At 38.7% G+C, this 18,195-nt stretch carries 18 protein-coding genes; 2 read left to right on the plus strand and 16 right to left on the minus strand.

The annotated features are described in order from the left end of the window. Window positions 1–11: 11 nt before the first annotated feature. From D569_RS0104115 to D569_RS0104150, 8 genes are all read right to left on the minus strand, one after another. Entirely contained in the window at window positions 12–968 is a 957-nt protein-coding gene (locus tag D569_RS0104115) for a sugar kinase (protein WP_018931133.1), read from the minus strand. 2 nt (window positions 969–970) lie between these two features. Then, on the minus strand, window positions 971–1,816 hold the full coding sequence (locus tag D569_RS0104120) for an SDR family oxidoreductase (RefSeq protein WP_018931134.1): 846 nt from the start codon (window positions 1,814–1,816) through the stop codon (window positions 971–973). After that, entirely contained in the window at window positions 1,785–2,891 is a 1,107-nt protein-coding gene (gene uxuA / locus D569_RS0104125; RefSeq protein ID WP_018931135.1) for a mannonate dehydratase, read from the minus strand. The genes D569_RS0104120 and uxuA overlap by 32 nt, the downstream gene beginning before the upstream one ends. Before the next feature lie 17 nt (window positions 2,892–2,908). Continuing rightward, window positions 2,909–4,954 (minus strand): alpha-glucuronidase family glycosyl hydrolase, encoded by a 2,046-nt coding sequence (locus D569_RS0104130; RefSeq protein ID WP_018931136.1) that lies wholly within the window; start codon window positions 4,952–4,954, stop codon window positions 2,909–2,911. A 17-nt stretch (window positions 4,955–4,971) separates the two neighbouring features. Beyond that, window positions 4,972–5,649 carry a GntR family transcriptional regulator gene (locus D569_RS0104135; protein WP_018931137.1) on the minus strand — a complete coding sequence of 226 codons (678 nt, stop codon included), beginning with the start codon at window positions 5,647–5,649 and terminating at the stop codon, window positions 4,972–4,974. A 77-nt stretch (window positions 5,650–5,726) separates the two neighbouring features. After that, window positions 5,727–6,212, minus strand: coding sequence for a hypothetical protein (locus D569_RS0104140; protein ID WP_018931138.1), 486 nt, complete (start codon window positions 6,210–6,212; stop codon window positions 5,727–5,729). Between the two features lie 903 nt (window positions 6,213–7,115). Then, on the minus strand, window positions 7,116–7,634 hold the full coding sequence (locus tag D569_RS0104145) for a DoxX family protein (RefSeq protein ID WP_018931139.1): 519 nt from the start codon (window positions 7,632–7,634) through the stop codon (window positions 7,116–7,118). Window positions 7,635–7,687: 53 nt separating this feature from the next. Next, window positions 7,688–8,206 carry a DoxX family protein gene (locus tag D569_RS0104150; RefSeq protein WP_018931140.1) on the minus strand — a complete coding sequence of 173 codons (519 nt, stop codon included), beginning with the start codon at window positions 8,204–8,206 and terminating at the stop codon, window positions 7,688–7,690. A gap of 245 nt (window positions 8,207–8,451) precedes the next feature. Between D569_RS0104150 and D569_RS0104155 the strand changes: the two genes are divergently transcribed. Further along, window positions 8,452–9,372 (plus strand): aldo/keto reductase, encoded by a 921-nt coding sequence (locus D569_RS0104155; RefSeq protein ID WP_018931141.1) that lies wholly within the window; start codon window positions 8,452–8,454, stop codon window positions 9,370–9,372. Between the two features lie 76 nt (window positions 9,373–9,448). On the opposite strand, the gene D569_RS23575 is transcribed toward D569_RS0104155, so the two are convergent. The 6 genes from D569_RS23575 to D569_RS0104185 all read right to left on the minus strand — a co-directional run bounded on the left by D569_RS23575 (window position 9,449) and on the right by D569_RS0104185 (window position 15,190). Further along, window positions 9,449–9,880, minus strand: coding sequence for a hypothetical protein (locus D569_RS23575; protein WP_018931142.1), 432 nt, complete (start codon window positions 9,878–9,880; stop codon window positions 9,449–9,451). A 132-nt stretch (window positions 9,881–10,012) separates the two neighbouring features. Beyond that, a complete protein-coding gene (locus D569_RS0104165; RefSeq protein ID WP_018931143.1) occupies window positions 10,013–10,933 on the minus strand; it encodes a glycoside hydrolase family protein in 921 nt (306 codons plus the stop codon). Between the two features lie 73 nt (window positions 10,934–11,006). Further along, window positions 11,007–11,828: a sugar phosphate isomerase/epimerase family protein gene (locus D569_RS0104170; RefSeq protein ID WP_018931144.1), complete on the minus strand. Its 822-nt coding sequence runs from the start codon at window positions 11,826–11,828 to the stop codon at window positions 11,007–11,009. After that, complete coding sequence (locus D569_RS0104175) at window positions 11,825–13,003, minus strand: dihydrodipicolinate synthase family protein (RefSeq protein ID WP_018931145.1); 1,179 nt, start codon at window positions 13,001–13,003, stop codon at window positions 11,825–11,827. The genes D569_RS0104170 and D569_RS0104175 overlap by 4 nt, the downstream gene beginning before the upstream one ends. Window positions 13,004–13,016: 13 nt before the next feature. Next, on the minus strand, window positions 13,017–14,168 hold the full coding sequence (locus D569_RS0104180; protein ID WP_018931146.1) for a Gfo/Idh/MocA family protein: 1,152 nt from the start codon (window positions 14,166–14,168) through the stop codon (window positions 13,017–13,019). A gap of 200 nt (window positions 14,169–14,368) precedes the next feature. Further along, the gene (locus tag D569_RS0104185; protein ID WP_018931147.1) at window positions 14,369–15,190 is read right to left on the minus strand and encodes a helix-turn-helix transcriptional regulator; all 822 of its coding nucleotides are present in this window, start codon (window positions 15,188–15,190) and stop codon (window positions 14,369–14,371) included. Window positions 15,191–15,321: 131 nt separating this feature from the next. Here D569_RS0104185 and D569_RS0104190 point away from each other — a divergent pair, with 131 nt between their 5' ends. Further along, window positions 15,322–16,503 carry a Gfo/Idh/MocA family protein gene (locus D569_RS0104190; RefSeq protein WP_018931148.1) on the plus strand — a complete coding sequence of 394 codons (1,182 nt, stop codon included), beginning with the start codon at window positions 15,322–15,324 and terminating at the stop codon, window positions 16,501–16,503. A gap of 675 nt (window positions 16,504–17,178) precedes the next feature. Here the strand turns inward: D569_RS0104190 and dhaM are convergent. Together dhaM and dhaL are read right to left on the minus strand one after the other, a co-directional pair. After that, a complete protein-coding gene (gene dhaM / locus D569_RS0104195; RefSeq protein WP_018931149.1) occupies window positions 17,179–17,565 on the minus strand; it encodes a dihydroxyacetone kinase phosphoryl donor subunit DhaM in 387 nt (128 codons plus the stop codon). Between the two features lie 2 nt (window positions 17,566–17,567). Next, a complete protein-coding gene (gene dhaL / locus D569_RS0104200; RefSeq protein WP_018931150.1) occupies window positions 17,568–18,188 on the minus strand; it encodes a dihydroxyacetone kinase subunit DhaL in 621 nt (206 codons plus the stop codon). Between the last annotated feature and the right edge of the window lie 7 nt (window positions 18,189–18,195).

Genomic DNA, 18,195 nt, shown 5'->3' on the forward strand with positions numbered 1-18,195 from the left:
TTGTATTCAACCTACCTTTTGACATCGATATTATCTTGCTGGAACATAAATTGATGTAACGCTTCTTGATCTGGTAATCCTTCGTAATCACCTTTTACTTGTGTTTGCATCGCCCCTACCGCATTCGCACGCTTGACGGCATCGCTTAACAGAAGTTGATCAAGCATACCGGATAAAAATCCTGCCACGAAGCCATCACCCGCTCCGACAGGGTCGATCACTTGTGGAACCGGAAACCCCTCGATATATCCGCTTTCATTTTTAGCCTTAAAATACGCACCTTTTTCTCCAAGCTTAATAATAACTGTTTCACAGCCATTAGCTAAAAATTGATCGGCTACCTGCTCTGGATCTGTTTCATCAAATAAGAAGTCCGCCTCTTCTAAGCCTGGTAAAACAATATCTGATAACGCCACCATTTCTGTTAGCACAGTTCTTGCTTTTTGTTCTGACCATAGTTTTCGTCTTAAATTCGGGTCAAAAACAACTTTCACCTCGTGTTTACGAGCTAGTTTCATCATTTGAATCACAGTATGGTAAGCAGATTCGCTCAAGGCTGGCGTTATTCCGGTTACGTGAAGATATTTGGCATTTTTTATATATGCTTCATCAATATCATCTGTTTGTAAAGTACTGGCTGCCGATCCTTTGCGATAATAACTGACACGGATATCATCAGCATGGCGAATTTCTTTAAAATAAAGCCCTGTCGGAAAAACTGGATCTTGTTTAACTTGGCTGACATCGACTCCTTCTCCACGCACCGTATTTAAAATATATGTACCAAATTCATCTTTTCCTAGCTTACTAACCCAGCCTACGTTATGCCCAAGGCGAGCAAGACCAATTGCTACATTCGTCTCGGCTCCACCTACATTTTTGGAAAAGGTCTCTGCATAACGCATCATTGGACTTGATACCGGAGTGAACACAACCATTGATTCACCAATCGTAATGACATCTTGCATGATTACACCCCACTATATGCCATAAATCCGCCATCAACTTGAATACAAGTACCGGTTACAAAACCACTTGCTTCTTCATCAACAAGCCAAAGCAATGTTCCTAATAAATCTTCTGGCGATCCTAGACGCCGCATTGGTGTATGATCAATGATTTTTTGCATACGTGGTGTTGGTGAACCATCTTCATTTGTTAAAAGCGGTCTGTTTTGATCTGTTAAAAAGAAGCCGGGAGCAATTGCATTGACACGTACATTCGCTTCCGCCATATGCACTGCAAGCCATTGGGTAAAATTATTTATCGCAGCTTTGGCCGCACTGTACGCCGGAACTTTTGTCATCGGACTTGGTGCACTCATGGATGAGATGTTGATAACCGTCGTTTTCCGTTCCACCATTCGCTCAGCAAAAACTTGTGTCGGAATTAAGGAACCGATAAAATTAAGGTTAAATACCGATGAGAAGCCTTCTGTTGTCATATCAAAAAATGTGCGGATGGAGGGGTCTAACAATTCTTCTTTTTCAAACTTTTCACTTGCTGTTGTACCGTCAGGATGGTTACCTCCTGCACCATTTATCAGAACGTCACAGGCTCCGTATGCTTGAAATATTTTTTCTTCAGCTCTCATCACCGCTGCTCGATCGAGTACATCACAGCCAATTGCCAACGCTTCTCCACCTTGTTCTTTGATATCATCGACTACCTTTTCTGCTTTTTCGTAAGTGCGATTTAATACGGCTACCTTCATGCCCTGACGTGCTAATTCCTTTGCCATTGCCCCACACAGGACACCGCCACCTCCAGTAACGACAGCTACTTTATTTCTTAAGTTCGAATGGATTGGTAACATCTGATTCATCCTTTCCTTTGACTAATTGGTAAGCATCCCATAATCCCCATAAATACATAATCCCAAGCGCTCGATCATATAGCCCATAACCTGGTCTACACTGTTCATCCCAAATATGCCGACCATGATCTGGCCTTGTGTAGCCCGTAAAGTTAATATCATGATAGGCTCTGACAATCTCATCAATGCCAATTGAACCATCATTTGTTCGGTGAGATGTTTCAATAAAATTACCATTATCAAATAATTTCACATTACGAATATGAGCAAAATGAATACGATCTTGAAACTCATGGATCATCGAGACGATATCATTATCTCTTCGAACTCCTAATGCACCTGAACATAAAGTAATCCCATTATACTTGCTTGGCACTAGACGCATAATGTTCCGAAGGCGCTCTTGCGTTGTCACTATCCGCGGAAGGCCGAAGATTTCCCATGGCGGATCATCTGGATGAATCGCTAATTTGATATCATACTCTTCACATACTGGAATGACTTTTTGCAAAAAGTAACGTAGATGATCGATTAAATCATCTTCTGTAACGTGCTGATAGGCTGCAAATAAATCCTTTAGTGTCTCTAATCGTTCCGGTTCCCAGCCAGGCATCGTATAATCAGGATTTGCAGCAATTTTTTCGACTAATTCTAATGGATCCATATCTGTCACTTTTGCCTTTTCATAAAAAAGTGCTGTTGATTGATCAGGTAAGGAACCAAATAAATCGGTTCTTACCCAATCAAATACTGGCATGAAATTATAACAAATAACTTTTACATTTACTGCCGCTAAATTTTTGATCGTTTCTATATAATTCGTAATATATCGATCACGGTCTGCTCTCCCTAGTTTAATAGATTCATGAATATTGACACTCTCCACAACATCTAGGTGTAATCCATAACGCTCTACTTGTTGCTTCACTTCATAGATGCGGTCTTTTGGCCATATTTCACCTGGAGGAATATCATGCAATGCCCAAACAATACCCTCCACTCCGGGGATTTGTTTAATTTGAGATAATGTTACACTATCATTCCCCTCACCAAACCATCGAAACACCATTCGCATGTTGTCACATCCCTTCTTTAGTAGATGGTTCGTCCGTGTTGATCTGGGATACCAGATTTACGGTAAAAATAGGTATTGATCTGATCACGCCATTCCTTAGCGTTCTCCAGTTGTCGCTCTAAGCGATTCTTCACATTCTCAAACCGCTCCCTATCAATATCGTTGCTTAATCCATTCCATTGCTCGATTAAGCCTTCAACCTGTTCATAGCCTTTATAATGAGTGTCATAGATATGCTGAATCACCGTCTTTCCACTTTTTAACGTATACTTGTATGGTACATGATGAAAAAATAAAAGCAGTTCATCTGGAACTTTATCTAAGTCATTATAAATAGATTGATGCGGTTCTTGATATTGTTCGGTATAACCTGTTCCTGTTTCATTCGTCCGATCAACACCAATTCCATCACGATCAGCGAAATGATAGGTTCCCCATTTCGAATACTCATACCCATCAATGTTAGGTCCGTAATGCACACCTGGCGTTACCATCCAGCCTACTCCAAGTGGAGCGGTATAATTTTCATAGATTTCCCATGCGTTTAATAGCATATCTTCAATCGTGTCAAGCACTTCTTGATTCGTACCAAACGTTTGCCTAATCCATTCTTTTGCGATCTCTTCCGAAGTTAATGCTGGATTCCAGGTTAATCTGCCATATCCGTAGAGATTTGCTTGTGCTAATGTATTTCCTGTCCAGTTTTCATCATCACCAATATTGGAAACTGCTGCTACCCCACTGTATTTATTGTGATGAATATTGCCGGCTACTATTTCTTCAATGGTTGTTCCCTCTCCCTTAATATGCGTATCAAAGGCAAGGACTTCTTTCCACTGTGGTATTAGATAACATAAATCGATTTGTTGACCAGTATATTCTTGCGCCACTTGAAATTCGATCATTTGATTCGTATTTGGCATCGCCCCAATTAATGGGGAGACAGGCTCTCGCACTTGAAAATCCATTGGTCCATTTTTTACTTGTAAAATCACATTTTCATGGAAACGTCCATCCAATGGTTTAAAGTGATCATATGCAGCTCTTGCCCGATCTGTTGACCGATCACGCCAATCCTGTAAGTGGTTATAGACAAAACAGCGCCAGATTACTTTACCTTGAAATGGTTCTAAGGCTTTTGCTAACATGTTCGACCCATCGGCATGGTCACGATTATATGTAAAAGGACCAGGTCTGTTTTCGGAGTCAGCTTTCACAACAAATCCGCCAAAATCCGGAATATAAGCATAAATTTCTTTTGTTTTTTCTTTCCACCAATTTTGTACGTTTTGATCAAGTGGATCTGCCGTACCTAGATCTCCGAGTGTCACAGGGCTGGCAAAGTTGATACTTAGATAAAGTTTGATACCATATGTACGGAAAATACTAGCAATCTCTTGAATTTCAGGTAGATATTTTTTGGTAATAAAATAGGTTTCTTCTTCCCAGACGTTGACATTGTTGATCGAAATGGCATTGATACCGACAGAAGACAAAAATCTCGCATAATCTTTGATTCTCGTTTTATCTTCGACAAATTGATTATTTTGATAGAAAATCGATCGACCGGAATACCCTCTCTCAATACTACCGTCAAAGTTATCCCACTGATTTAGCATTCGAAATTGATTTTTCGGCTGTTCAACTATACTTAATTGTGTGATATCTGCTTGAAGCTGCATCAACCTTAACAAATGATGGACTCCATATAAGACAGCAACATCAGAATTACCGGTAATGATTAATTGTTTTTCATCCGATGAAAGAAGGAAAGCTTCTTCATTTTTATCTGCTAATATCGCTTGCTTGTTTTCATCTAGGTGTTGAGCTAGTTCAATCTTGTTACCGATTACAACTTTACTATTATAAGGATCATTCGAAACGTTGAATTTCTTATCAAGCATTTGTGGTACAGCCACAAGCAGCTCTTCCTTTGCAGCTTGTAACTGTAAACCTTCACCTATCACACAAACTTGATCCAACAAAAGTTGGTATTGCTCTTTCGCTTTGCTATCTGTTACTGGCTGATATTGTAGCCACATATTATATTTTTTACGATTCATATCTACACTCCTTCTCTCTAAACAAAAAATTCTGGGTTTTGATCTTTCAGCTGATCTTTTTCTATTTCAACGAGCTGTAGATGTTCCATTGCTGCTTTTTCAGCTGTCTCAGGATCTCTGCCAGCTATTGCTTCAAATATATTACGATGCTGAGCGACGATGATTTTCCAATCATGATTGACAGAAAGACGTAGTAGACGTAAACGGTCAAATTGGACATTCATTCGTTTCACCATATTCCATGTTCTATGTTTACCACAACCTCGGTACATTAACTGGTGAAATTCATCATCTAATTCAAATAAGCGTTGATAGGATCCTTTTTCTAATGAAAATTCCTGAAGTGTTAAGTTGGATTCCATTTGTAGCAAATCTTCTTTTTCCATTGTTTCGGCAGCTTCTCTTACAATAGCTTTTTCAATATTTTCTCTGACAAAGCGCCCTTCCTCTACTAATGCTAAATTAATTTTAGTCACAATCGTTCCAATTTGTGGATAGACACCTAGCAATTCTTCCTGATTTAATTGTAGAAAAGCTTCTCTAACTGGTGTTCTGCTAACATTAAGCTTATCTGAGATTTCTTTTTCAGACAGCTTGGTTCCAGGGGCAATTTCGCCATTCATAATTTGTGTTTTAATCGTGTTGTACACATAATCCCGTGACGATCCTCTTGTTCTTTGACTTTGAGTGACCATTCCTACACCTTCTTTATACTAGTATGGTAGTTTATATTATACGCTTATTATGATTAAATTTCAACATCGAACATGGGTCATTCTTCATATTCCCATAAAATTCGCCATTCTTGATCCTCTTCAGCTAAAATAACTGGTTGATCAATTTCTAAATAACCATATTTACTCTGATAAATATAGGTTACGATAAGTCGGTAAACGGTTTGAGTGTTTGCCAGTTCAGTTGTCATTTGATAATTTTCAATTTTTACCGGTTCACTAATCGTAAAATCAAACGTGTTAACACCAAAGTGCTCGAGAAATACGTGGGCACGATCTTGAATATAGTCACTTTTGTCAAATCTGTTCTTCATTGAAGAGTGAAACATCTCCCACGAATTAGAGAAATCCCCATTTTGTTCGTATTGATAAAACTGTTCTACCACTTTTTCCACTTCTCGCTCTGTAGAAAAAAACTGTACGATCGCATAAACAACTAACGTGATGAAAGCTATCGTGAAGATCAATCCGATTAACAATATAATGTTACGGTTTTTTTGATATTGATAACGGCGAAATTTCATATTTATCACCCATTTTTTAAAATTATCAGTCATTTAAAAAGCCTTTATATAAGCATATTCGCCATTATCTAATTTAGTATTCCCATTATTTGCGAATAAAATAGTTCTATGTGCCTATTGTAATCGCTTACTAAATTTTATATACTGAAATCGGTTACAATAATAGTTGTTGTGTACATATACTGTTCACATCTTTCAGAGGTGTGGATACATGTACAGTATTTTGATTCAAAATAGATTGTCCCCCTTTGCACCCTATAATATAGGGTGCCTTTTTTTGTTTACAACAACAAAACTGCTTTAACGAGGTCACCGACCCTGCTTGTTTTTGTGATGTGGAGTAGATACATCCTGCGAAGTTTTGAAAATTCTGTTTGTTCGAAACTAAATGCACAGTAGCCTATGAAGTAATTTTGACATATATCGTCGTGATCATAACCGCCACTCCGGCTGCCCACTTCCCTTTCCGTGGGGGTTGCCCTTCAGCTAACTTTTTGAGCCAAAACCGCTCGAAAAAGTGGATCTTCAGGTCAAACGATTCCCACAGGAGTGGAAGTGGGCGCCTTCGTTAAGATATGCTCCACAACACTTATCCGAAATCAGCCAGTTGATTTCTCCACCATATGTAGTTCCATGAGTTCTATCCTTTCTATAACCAGAGCACAACAATAGCGGAGGCAGAATACGGAGACTCCTGTGGGACAGCGAGATCTGAAGATCCACTTTGCAAAGTTAGCTGAAGCCGAGCCCACGGAAAGCGCAGTATTCTGCGGAGCGGTTTGTCTGACACTCTCTAAGTCAAGAATGGAAGAGAGCAATTACTGCGCAGTATATTAAATTTTGTGCTATTCTTTGATATTCTTGGAACAAAAAACACACTCCACTTGGGAGCGTGTTTTTTGCTTAGTGTGCTTCTGCTTGTTTTATAAAGCTTTCTTCATTTTTGCTTGTTACTTTTTCTTTGATGAAAGGAATCACATATCTGTCTAATCCAAATCTTCCTGCGTTATAACCTGCTACAAGTAAGAATAATGTGAGTAAAATCATTTGACCATTTGTGCTGATTGTTCCACTGAACAGGAATGCAAAGTTCATCATGATTCCCATTAATGCTGCGAAATTAGTAAATACACCTAGAATAAGCGCGATACCAACTAGTAATTCTCCCCACATAACGAGGAATGTAAAAATATCGGCTCCAGGAATCGCAACAGCTTCTAAGAACGCTGCCCACCAGCCTTGAACAGTTGGATGTTCACCACCTGCGTTTGCTACAGCTCCTTGCAGAAATCCACTAGCATCGAATTCTCCGCCAGTAATCTTGCCCCAACCAGCTGTCATCCATTGATACCCTAAATACACTCTAATAAAAGCTAAGATTCCTGCTACTACTTTATTATTTCTTAAAAAGTTTACGAACATTTTAAGTCACTCCTTTTAATTTTTGTTCAACATTTCACATATAAAGCTATAAGTTAATGTGTTTCTGCAACAACTTGTTTCATTTGATTTCTTCTTTTATCTGCTATTTTTTGACGAATAAATGGAATTACATAACGATCTAATCCGAGTCTACCTGCGTTCAACCCTGCTGCTAATAAGAATGCTGTTAATAAAATCATTTGTGGGTTACTGCTTACTGTTCCACTGAAAACAAAGGCAAAGTTCATTACAATTCCCATTAATGCTGCAAAGTTTGTGAAGATTCCTAGAATAAGTGCAATTCCTACTAAGAACTCTCCCCACATTACTAGAAAGCTGAAAACATTTGCTCCTGGTATGGCGACATTTTCAAGAAATGCTGCCCACCAGCTTTGAACTGCTGGATGGTCGCCACTTGCTTTAGCTACTGCTCCTTGTAAATAACCGGATGCATCGAAACCTCCTGTTATTTTCCCCCAACCAGATGTTAACCAAGTGTACCCTAAATAAATACGAATAATAGCTAGAAAACCTGCAACATAACGATTAGATCTTAAGAATTCTAGAAACATCTTCCACCACTCCTTTTCTTGTTCATCATTTCACATTTGGTTATGTGTTTGTTATCTTTATTACACTTATATCATATCATAATTGTTTCTCTTTTCAATAATAATGTTCATTCATTCACATTTTGATCAAATCTTTATGTCTAATTTGTGACATCGCTTCCTTTTTCAGTTATGCTAATAATACATGCTTTTATTTGCAAGGGATAAACTATCACTTATAACAAAAAAGAGATGAGGTGCAAGGTATGAAATATCGTAGACTCGGCAAAACAAATTTAGATGTTTCAGTTGTAGGAATTGGTACTTGGCAATTCGGTGGTGAATGGGGAAAGGATTTTATCCAAGTAGAAGTTGATCAGATTCTTGATCAGGCAAAACAAGAAGGAATCAATCTGATCGACACTGCTGAATGTTATGGTGATCATCTCTCTGAACAATTTATCGGTGATTATTTAAGTAGGAATAATCGTGAAGACTGGATTGTAGCAACTAAATTCGGTCACCATTTTCATCGTAATTTTGAACGGACGCGCCATTGGTCTCCAGATGAAGTGTTGAAACAACTTGATGACTCCTTAAGATCATTAAAAACAGATTACATCGATGTTTATCAGGCTCATTCCTGTACTGATGAAGAATTTACTAATGATGATTTATGGACCATGTTAGACAAACAGAAACAAGCAGGTAAGATTCGACACTTAGCGATTTCATTAGCTGGAAATGAAGATAGCTACCAGACTGATAAAGCAACAGAAGTTGGAGCTGAAGCAATCCAAGTAGTATATAATCGCCTGGATCGTGCACCTGAGGAAAAAATATATCCCTCTGCCATCAACCAAGATCTTGGTGTTTTGGCTAGGGTCCCATTAGCAAGTGGCTACTTAAGTGGCAAATATAAACCAGGTTCTACATTTGAAGAAAATGACGTACGATCCAGACATGACCGTGACAAAACCGACCGCTTGTTAAGAATCGTTGAAGAAATTGCTCGTCACGAAGTTCCTGAAGGAGTAAATATGGCAAGTTGGGCACTTGCTTGGTGCTTAAAACACAATGCTGTCACGACTGTTATACCGGGTTGTAAAAACCGAGAACAGGTTAGTTCCAATGCACGTGCGGCTGATTTAGATATCGTTTCAGAGAAACATCCTCAGGCGAAATAAATTATCCTGTATAAAATTGTTTCAATAAAAAAACAACAGCATCCATCTATGAATAAGCTGTTGTTTTTTTATGTAATTATCCGCCATATACATCATCACGAACTGTAGAGCTACTACTATTACTGCTACTGCTGGAACTGTTAGAACTGCTGGAACTGTTATTATCTTGATAATAGTAACTATTATTAGTGCTGGAGTCTACTTGCTCAGTTCCTCCATATAGGTTTTCTTCATCTTCTAGTTCAACAGTTTCATCGACTTCTTCCTCATCTTCTAGTTCTTCATCTTCTTCGTTTTCATCCTGATCCTCTTCTTCATCTAATATTTCTAACCCCTGGGGTAAATGAATATTGATCGTGCTTAATGCTTTTGTCTGATGAAGATCATAAGCATATTGCTGAATGGAATTGTTATTAAAGACTGTTTTACCATCCAGATAGCTTTTAATAAACCAGCCTATACCAATTAGTAATGTTATCCCTACTGCAATTGTGATGTATACGACCATTGAATCTTGATTATTTCTCAGGGCTCTCCCCTCCAAACATTACGTCATTCATACTACTAAATTACCATTGAAAGATAAAAATGTAAATAAATCTAATCTAAACCATTCGAAATACACATAGTTTCCTAGTTTTTAATTCAAATCTAAAGTCAGATTTTTATCCCGGTTACAGGTAAGAATCCCGTTTTCAATTTCTAGTTCAGCTACTTGAATGGAAGAACGTTTAGTTAAATAAGAATCTTCTCCATAACCTTTTAAACGATCAGGGTGAGTAAAGTAGAAAATATATGCTTTATCATGAATAACTAATACATCCGCATGGAGACCGGCACCTTGGTCATCTTTTCTCTGCCCATCTTTATCTAAAATTTTACCGTTCCACTGCCAATTCACACAATCTTTTGATTGGTAGACACCTTGTCCACTCCATTCATCAATGATTAACCAATATTGTTTTTTCCAATAAAACACATTGGCTCCTTCATGTGGGAAACCAGTAATTACTGGACCAACTGATTCCCAATGATATAAATCGTCACTGTCAGCTGCGTATGTATGGCTATGATTTTGTTCATCTTTATACCACATTCGCCATTTTCCATTTGGCAGCTTGTGTACAGTAGCATCGATTACAAACTCTGAACTCAGCGACAACGTACTTTGATAGTTCCAATTCCACAAATCATCACTTATATAATGCAATATCTTTCGTTTATGACCAGCCCACTCATTGGGTACGCCTTTAATATAGGTAACATACATATGATAGATGCCTTTATGATAAATAATTTCAGGTGCCCAAAATGTATTACGTCCTTTTTCTATATCTAAACCTTCGATAATCCCACGATATAGCCAATCATAACCATTCTTCGAAGTGGTGATACCTAAGTCTGTTCCATGTACCCATGATACATCAATTCGCCGGCTTGTCGCTCTTCTATTCGTATAAATAATCCACCATTCTTGTTCCACATGATTCCAGATCACAGTTGGATCAGCAGCACCGTCATAGATCGGATCTCTGAATAATGGTGCTGGAGCTTTTTTCATACTCACCCCTCCATTTTATAGAAAGGAGTGTACCCCTAAAAGATACACTCCTTCATCCCATCCTTATCAGTATTTATACATGTTTAGCAAAACTTTGCTTGACCTCTTGCAATACGTCATCCCCATCACGATCCCACAATGATTGATTAATAATCTCAACCTCGATTGGACCATGATAACCTGCTGCTTCTACAGCTTTTCTCATTTTGTTAATTTCGATCACACCGTCTCCCATCATAAAACGGCCTTTAAACATATCATCCATTGGTACTTTCCAGTCAGACACATGAAAACCTAAAATTCTTCCTTTTGCGCGTTCGATTTCCGCATAAAGGTTTGGATCCCACCAAACATGATAGACATCAACAATAACCCCCACTTCACTTGGGTCATATTTTTCTGCGATAGTTGTCGCTTGCTCCATTGTGTTAATAACTGACCTGTCTGCAGCAAACATCGGATGTAAAGGTTCAATCGCTAATTTTACACCATAATCCTTTGCAAAAGGGACTAACTTGTCAATCCCTTGCGCAACTTGTTCTCTTGCTGTAGCAATATCTTTATCAGCACTTGGACCACAAACCAATACTAATGTATCCGTACCTAATTCTGCCGCTTCTTCCACAGCACGTTTATTATCATCAATTCTATCTGCTCTTTCTTTCTCAGTAGCAGCAGGAAACATCCCACCACGACAAATACTCGATACTTGTAATCCGGCTTCCTGAATCAACTGTTTTGATTTTTTTAAGCCGATTTCTGCTATTTTATGACGCCATACCGAAATCCATGGTACATCATGATGGAGGCAACCTTCGACAGCTTCCTGAAGACTCCATTGTTCGGTTGTAATTTGATTTAAACTAAGACGATTCATTAACTGTTCATCTGTCATCGTGTTCCCTCCTGATTCACACCAGCAAGTTCTAATGTCAAACGCATTCTATCTGTTGCTAATTCTGGGTTTCTTAATAATCCAGCCTCATCCGCCATCACAAATAAATCGGACAAATGAACAATTGAACGTGCACCTTCTTTTCCACCGATCATCCGGAAATGATCTTGATGACCATTCAGGTATGCCATAAAGACAACACCTGTTTTATAAGAAAAAGTTGGGGTCTGGAAAATATGGCGAGATAACGGCACTGTTTTTTCTAATAATTGATCATATTTTTCTAGATCACCTGCATCTAAAGCATGCATCGCTCCCGCTGCTGCCGGCGCAATTGCATCAAAAATACCTAACAGGGCGTGACTGTATCCTTGTTCATCACCTTTGATAAGTTCTGGATAGTTGAAATCATCGCCGGTATACATTCTGACACTATCTGGTAACTTACGACGCATCTCAATTTCTTTTTGATCATCTAAGAGCGAAATCTTAATACCATCGACTTTTGCTTCATTGTCTCGAATAATTTGCAAGCATACTTCCATTGCTTCATCTAAATCTTCGTGGCCCCAGTAGCCTTTTAATGCAGGATCAAACATGTCGCCAAGCCAATGTAAGATAACTGGTTGGGAAACATTTTGTAAAATTTTATTATAGACACGCTGATAATCCTCTGGACCTTGTGCACAGGCTGCAAGTGCTCTACTGGCCATTAAAATAATTTTCCCACCTTCTCCTTCCACAAAAGAAACTTGTTCTTCATATGCTCTTTCTACGTCTTCTAGTGTGACGGACGGAGATGGTTCTAGATGATCTGTTCCAACCCCACTTGCCATATTCCCACCAACAGATTTTGCTTCTTTAATCGAGCGTGATATTAGCTCTTTCGCACCTTCCCAGCTTAATCCCATTCCGCGTTGTGCGGTATCCATTGCTTCTGCTACAGATAATCCGAGTGACCATAAATAATGGCGATACTCCATCGTTTTATCCCAATCTATTTGAGCATTAAGTGTAGGATCAGCATCTGCTAAAGGATCGGCCACCACATGAGCAGCCGAGAATGCAGTCCTTTTTTCAAAAGGTTTATCTGTTGGAACATCAAAAGGTGTATAATTACTAGCTTCATAAGTATATAGTTTTCGATCCTTATTCGGTAAAATGAGCTTCGTCATTTTGTGTACCTCCTTACAATTTGATTTCTGGCACCTCTACCCAGCGTCTTTCTTCCCATGATTGTAAACCAAGGTCAGAAAGTTGCGTTCCTTTTGCACCTTCAAGCAGATCCCAAGGGAATTCCTCATCTGCAAAGACATGTTTTAAGAACAACTCCCACTGTACTTTGAATCCATTGTCATACACATCATTTGTCGGTACTTCCTGCCATTGTGCTTGGAAATCAAATGGATTTTCAATATCCGGATTCCACGTTGGTTTTGGTGTATTGACACGATGTTGTACTTTGCAATCCCGAAGTCCTGCAACTGCACTACCTTCCGTACCATCCACTTGAATAGTTAACAAATCATCACGATTTACTCTTACGGCCCAAGATGAATTTGCCTGTACAACAACACCATTATCTAATTCAAATGTTCCATATGCAGCATCATCTGCAGTTGCTTGATATCTTTCACCATTTTCATCAACACGCTCTGGAATATGAGTAGCACCTAAGCATGACACTGCTTTTACATTACCAAAAAGGTTATCAATGACATAACGCCAATGTGCAAACATATCAACGATAATACCACCGCCATCTTCTTTCCGGTAGTTCCAAGATGGGCGTTGTGCTTCTTGCCAATCTCCTTCAAACACCCAATAACCAAATTCCATTCTTACTGATAACATTTTGCCAAAGAAACCGGAATCGATAAGACGCTTTAATTTGAGTAGACCTGGTAAGAATAATTTATCTTGTACTACCCCATTTTTCACTCCTGCTTCCCTTGCCAGTCTTGCTAGTTCAACGGATCCTTCTAGGTTAGTAGCTGTTGGCTTTTCACAATAAATATGTTTTCCAGCTGCTATTGCTTGCTTAATACTTTCAGCGCGCCTAACCGTTGTTTGAGAGTCAAAATAAATTTCATTATAATCATCGTTTAATGCCGCCTCTAAATCTGTTGAATAGCGTTCAATGCCATGTGCTTCTGCCAACGCTTTCAATTTCTTTTCGTTTCTTCCTACTAAGATTGGGTCAGGCATTAATGTATCCTCATTTTTTAATAAAACACCGCCTTGTTCTCTAATTGCTTTAATAGAACGAATTAAGTGTTGATTCGTCCCCATTCTTCCTGTAACCCCATTCATAATGATACCGATTTTATGTTCTGCCATTATTTTTTCCCCTTTCAGTTGCTAATTTATATTAAGTTTAGCGTAATAAAAAAAATTCGTCTTATTAATCTAAGAACGAATTTCTTAAAATCGGAAATAAAATGGAGAGATTACTAGTATTTTAGTCGATTGTTGGGGCTTCTTTGGTTCATTTACTGGCAACTTTGATTAATTTTCTGGCAGCTTTCCATGATTTACTATCAACTTCGCTTATCAATATGCTGTTGTTTAGTCCGGTACTTATGAGGAGAAATCGCCGTGATGTTCTTAAAGGCTCGATAAAAGGTAGAAAGCGACTCAAATCCAACTTCAAAACAAATCGAAGCAATATCTTTGTCCGTTTCTGCTAACATTTTCTTAGCTAGACCTACGCGGACTTCTGTTAAATATTGAATAGGAGTCATATAATAGGTTTCTTTGAAAATCGTATTCATATGTCTCGTACTTATTCCTAGCCGTGATGCCAAGTCTTCTGCATGGATCCAGTCAAAGTAATGAGAATCGATATAATCCTTTAGCCGCTCTGCCCGTAAGGTATTCGCATCAACTTTTTCATTATTTTTCCCGCCACGTGCGATTAATAATAAAAGTTGTGACAAGTATGTGCGTAACGCTGTTTCCTGATGCAGACTGTCATGAGCCTGTTCATAAAGCATTGTCCGCAATAGCTGGCGAATCTCACTGCTATTAAAAGGGTTTAAACCGATAAATTTAGATTCGTATAATGATTTCTCAAATAATTCTGTATTCGTTCCATCTTTAATTCGTCTATCAAAGGCGAGCACCAAGACAGTTAATTTATGATCCGAAATAATCGCATGTGGTGTCAATGGTGTAATAAATGTTAGGTGATCCTGTTCAAGAAAATATTCTTTTCCATCTAAGATGATTTTACCTGTCCCTTCAAGCGCGTAAAGTAGTTGATAGACTTGGTGGTGATGTTCTTCAATACGGTCACCAGCGTGATGCTTGCTTTCATATAGTTGTATACCGAATGGTTCGATTCGAATATCTTTTAACATGGAACTTCCTCCAGATTTCAGATTTTTTTGTTTAGTTTTCCAGCATCTACTGCGAAAAATAGGAAGTTGTGATATATTGCTATTATATAGTATTGATTTTAAAAAAAGCAAAAAGTGAGGAGATTTGTCCTATGGATAACGAGATTTCCATTGTATTAGTTGGTATCGGAGGTTATGGAAATGTTTATTTGAAAAATTTATTTGAAAACAATTATGAAAACGTATTCTTGAAAGGTGCTGTTGATGTTTCTCCTGAACGATCGAGGTATTATCAGGAAATCAAGGATAAAAATATCCCAATCTATGATACGTTGGAGCAATTCTATCAAGAACATCAAGCTGACCTTGCCATTATATCGACACCTATCCACCTACATAAGGAACAAGCATGTCTTGCGATGGAAAGAGGCAGTCACGTACTTTGTGAAAAACCAGCAACAGCCAATCGCGAGCATTTGCAGGAAATGATTGAAACACGGGATCGTACCCAGAAAAAATTAGCGATCGGATTTAACTGGTCTTTTACTAAATCAATTCAATCTTTAAAACAGGATATATTAAGCGGAGCATTTGGTCGTCCGATCAGGATGAAAAGTCTAGTATTATGGCCGCGAAACGCTGACTATTTTAATCGATCTGGGTGGGCAGGAAAAAAATATAGTCCAGACGGAGAGATGATTTTTGATAGTGTTGCCAATAATGCTACCGCACATTTCTTACACCATCTACTCTATTTATCTGGTGATTCTATTGAAACGAGTGCGGAAATCGATCAAATTTCGGCTGAATTATATCGTGCAAATCCGATTGAAACATTTGATACATGTGCAATTCATATCCATACCAAAAATGATATAGAAATGGTTTACCTTGCTTCTCATGCAGTTGCTGATGAACATCGTCCGAAATATACATTAGAGTTTGAAGATGCAACAATCACCTATCATCCAGAGGGAGAACGCGGGGATATTATAGCTAAGTGGCATGACGGCAGAGAAAAGGTATACGAAGATCCTGAAAATATTCATATAGTAAAATTAGAAGTTATGTTAGAAGCGCTCCGTAATGAAAAACAAAGTATTTTATGTGGACCTGAAGCCGCAAGTGCACATGTCAATGCGATTTACGGAATACACCAATCCGTAAAGGACATTCCTAAATTTCCTAAACATTGGATAGCTTATGACGAAGACCGAAAATTGACGACTGTTCAAGGATTAGATGAGACATTAAAACAATGCTATAATCAGTTTTGTCTTCCAAATGATTTAGGTGTTGAATGGAGTAATCCGGGAAAGATTGTGAAATTTTAAGAAAAACCGGGAAATCCCACCCGGTCCTGTCCAAAGTAGTTTATTTTGACATGAATAATAGGCGTAACAACCGCTGCGGCTTGCCCACCTCGCTTTCCGTGGGGCGGGTCTTCAGCTAACTTTTGTAAAGAAGATCGCTTACAAAAGTGGATCTTCAGATCACGCTGATCCCACAGGAGTCGAAGTGGACGCCTACGCTAATTAATGCTCTACAATGAATGTACTCGCTGACATTCCAATTTTATTACACAGGTTAAGAAAGCTCGAGAAGTGAGCAGTCACAAACGTTGTAGAACAGTTTCATAGCGGAGGCCGTCCACTTCCACTCCTACGGGATGGTGGAAAGGGAAGTGGACAGCCGCAGCGATGGTTTCCTATACAAGCTATTTCAAAATGGCTACTCTGCTTACAAATGCGTTGATACCACGGATTATATACTTTCTTTATTTATAAGAAAAGCGCAGAGCGCCCGTTTAGAAACGTAGCGACTTCAGCATCAACTGAGATAAAGGAATTACGGTGAGTTTACGAACCGATGATGACTTATCGCAGGGCGATTCGTGAAGTCGCCTAGTTTCTGGGCGCTTGCGTAGACAGGCACCCAATTTTTATACTTTCTTTCCTTTTAGAAACAAAATCCCCTGTCTTATCCAGTGATGACAGGGGATTCTTATATTACATATTTATCTTCATTTTCTCTAAACTAGATATAATTTCCTCTACAGACTTACCTAAGTTAGATTCCACAGCAGCGATATAAGAACCTTCTACAACTGGAATATCCTCAGCGATACGAATATTCGAAGACTCCAGTAATTCTATCGCCATTTCTGCGTTCATTTTAGCACTACCTAGGTCGTAAAAGATAATAGCGCCACTGTCACCTGCAGCTTGTTCAATAGCTTCTTGGATTTTTTCAATACTTGTACCAATTTCATTGTCCTCTGTTCCACATGCCAGTGAAAGTGGCACATCATCGATAACTTGATCAATCAATGCCTTGATTCCTTGACCAATCGGATAACTGTGGGAAACAATAATGATTCCTACCTTTTCTGCCATCTCTATTCCTCCAAATCGAGTACTTCGGCCAATGCTTCAAAAATATAAAACGAAGACATCGAACCAGGATCTACATGTCCTTTGGAACGTTCTTTGAGATAAGAAGCTCGGCCTTTCGTTGCAGCCATTTCTCGTGTGTCCTCAATCGTTGCCTGACAAACTTCTAGAATACCGTGCCAATCTTGTACATCTTCTTCTTGAAGAAAGTTCGCTACTTGCTTCCATACATCGTACATGGTTTTCTCTCCAAAATCTGCTTTACCACGAGCTTGGAGACCTTCGACTGCATCATTTATTGCTTGTTTAAAGACGTCCTGATCTACTTCTTTCCCTTGCATTGCCAAAGACATTTTAAGAAAAGCAGTTCCGTACAACGGACCTGATGCCCCACCTACTTTTGCCATTAATGTCATCGCAGCGCTTTTTAGAACATCCGCTGCGGAATCATATGATGTATGATTAACTTTTGCGACAACTTCATGGAATCCACGCGCCATATTAATGCCGTGATCCCCATCTCCGATCGCTTGATCCAGTTCAGTTAATTGATCCTTATGATCAAACATTCTTTTTTGAATTTCTTTCATCCAGTCCTTGGCTTTATCAACCGTTAATATAATCATCCAATTC

This window comes from Gracilibacillus lacisalsi DSM 19029, assembly GCF_000377765.1.
GTDB classification, from domain to species: domain Bacteria; phylum Bacillota; class Bacilli; order Bacillales; family Amphibacillaceae; genus Gracilibacillus; species Gracilibacillus lacisalsi.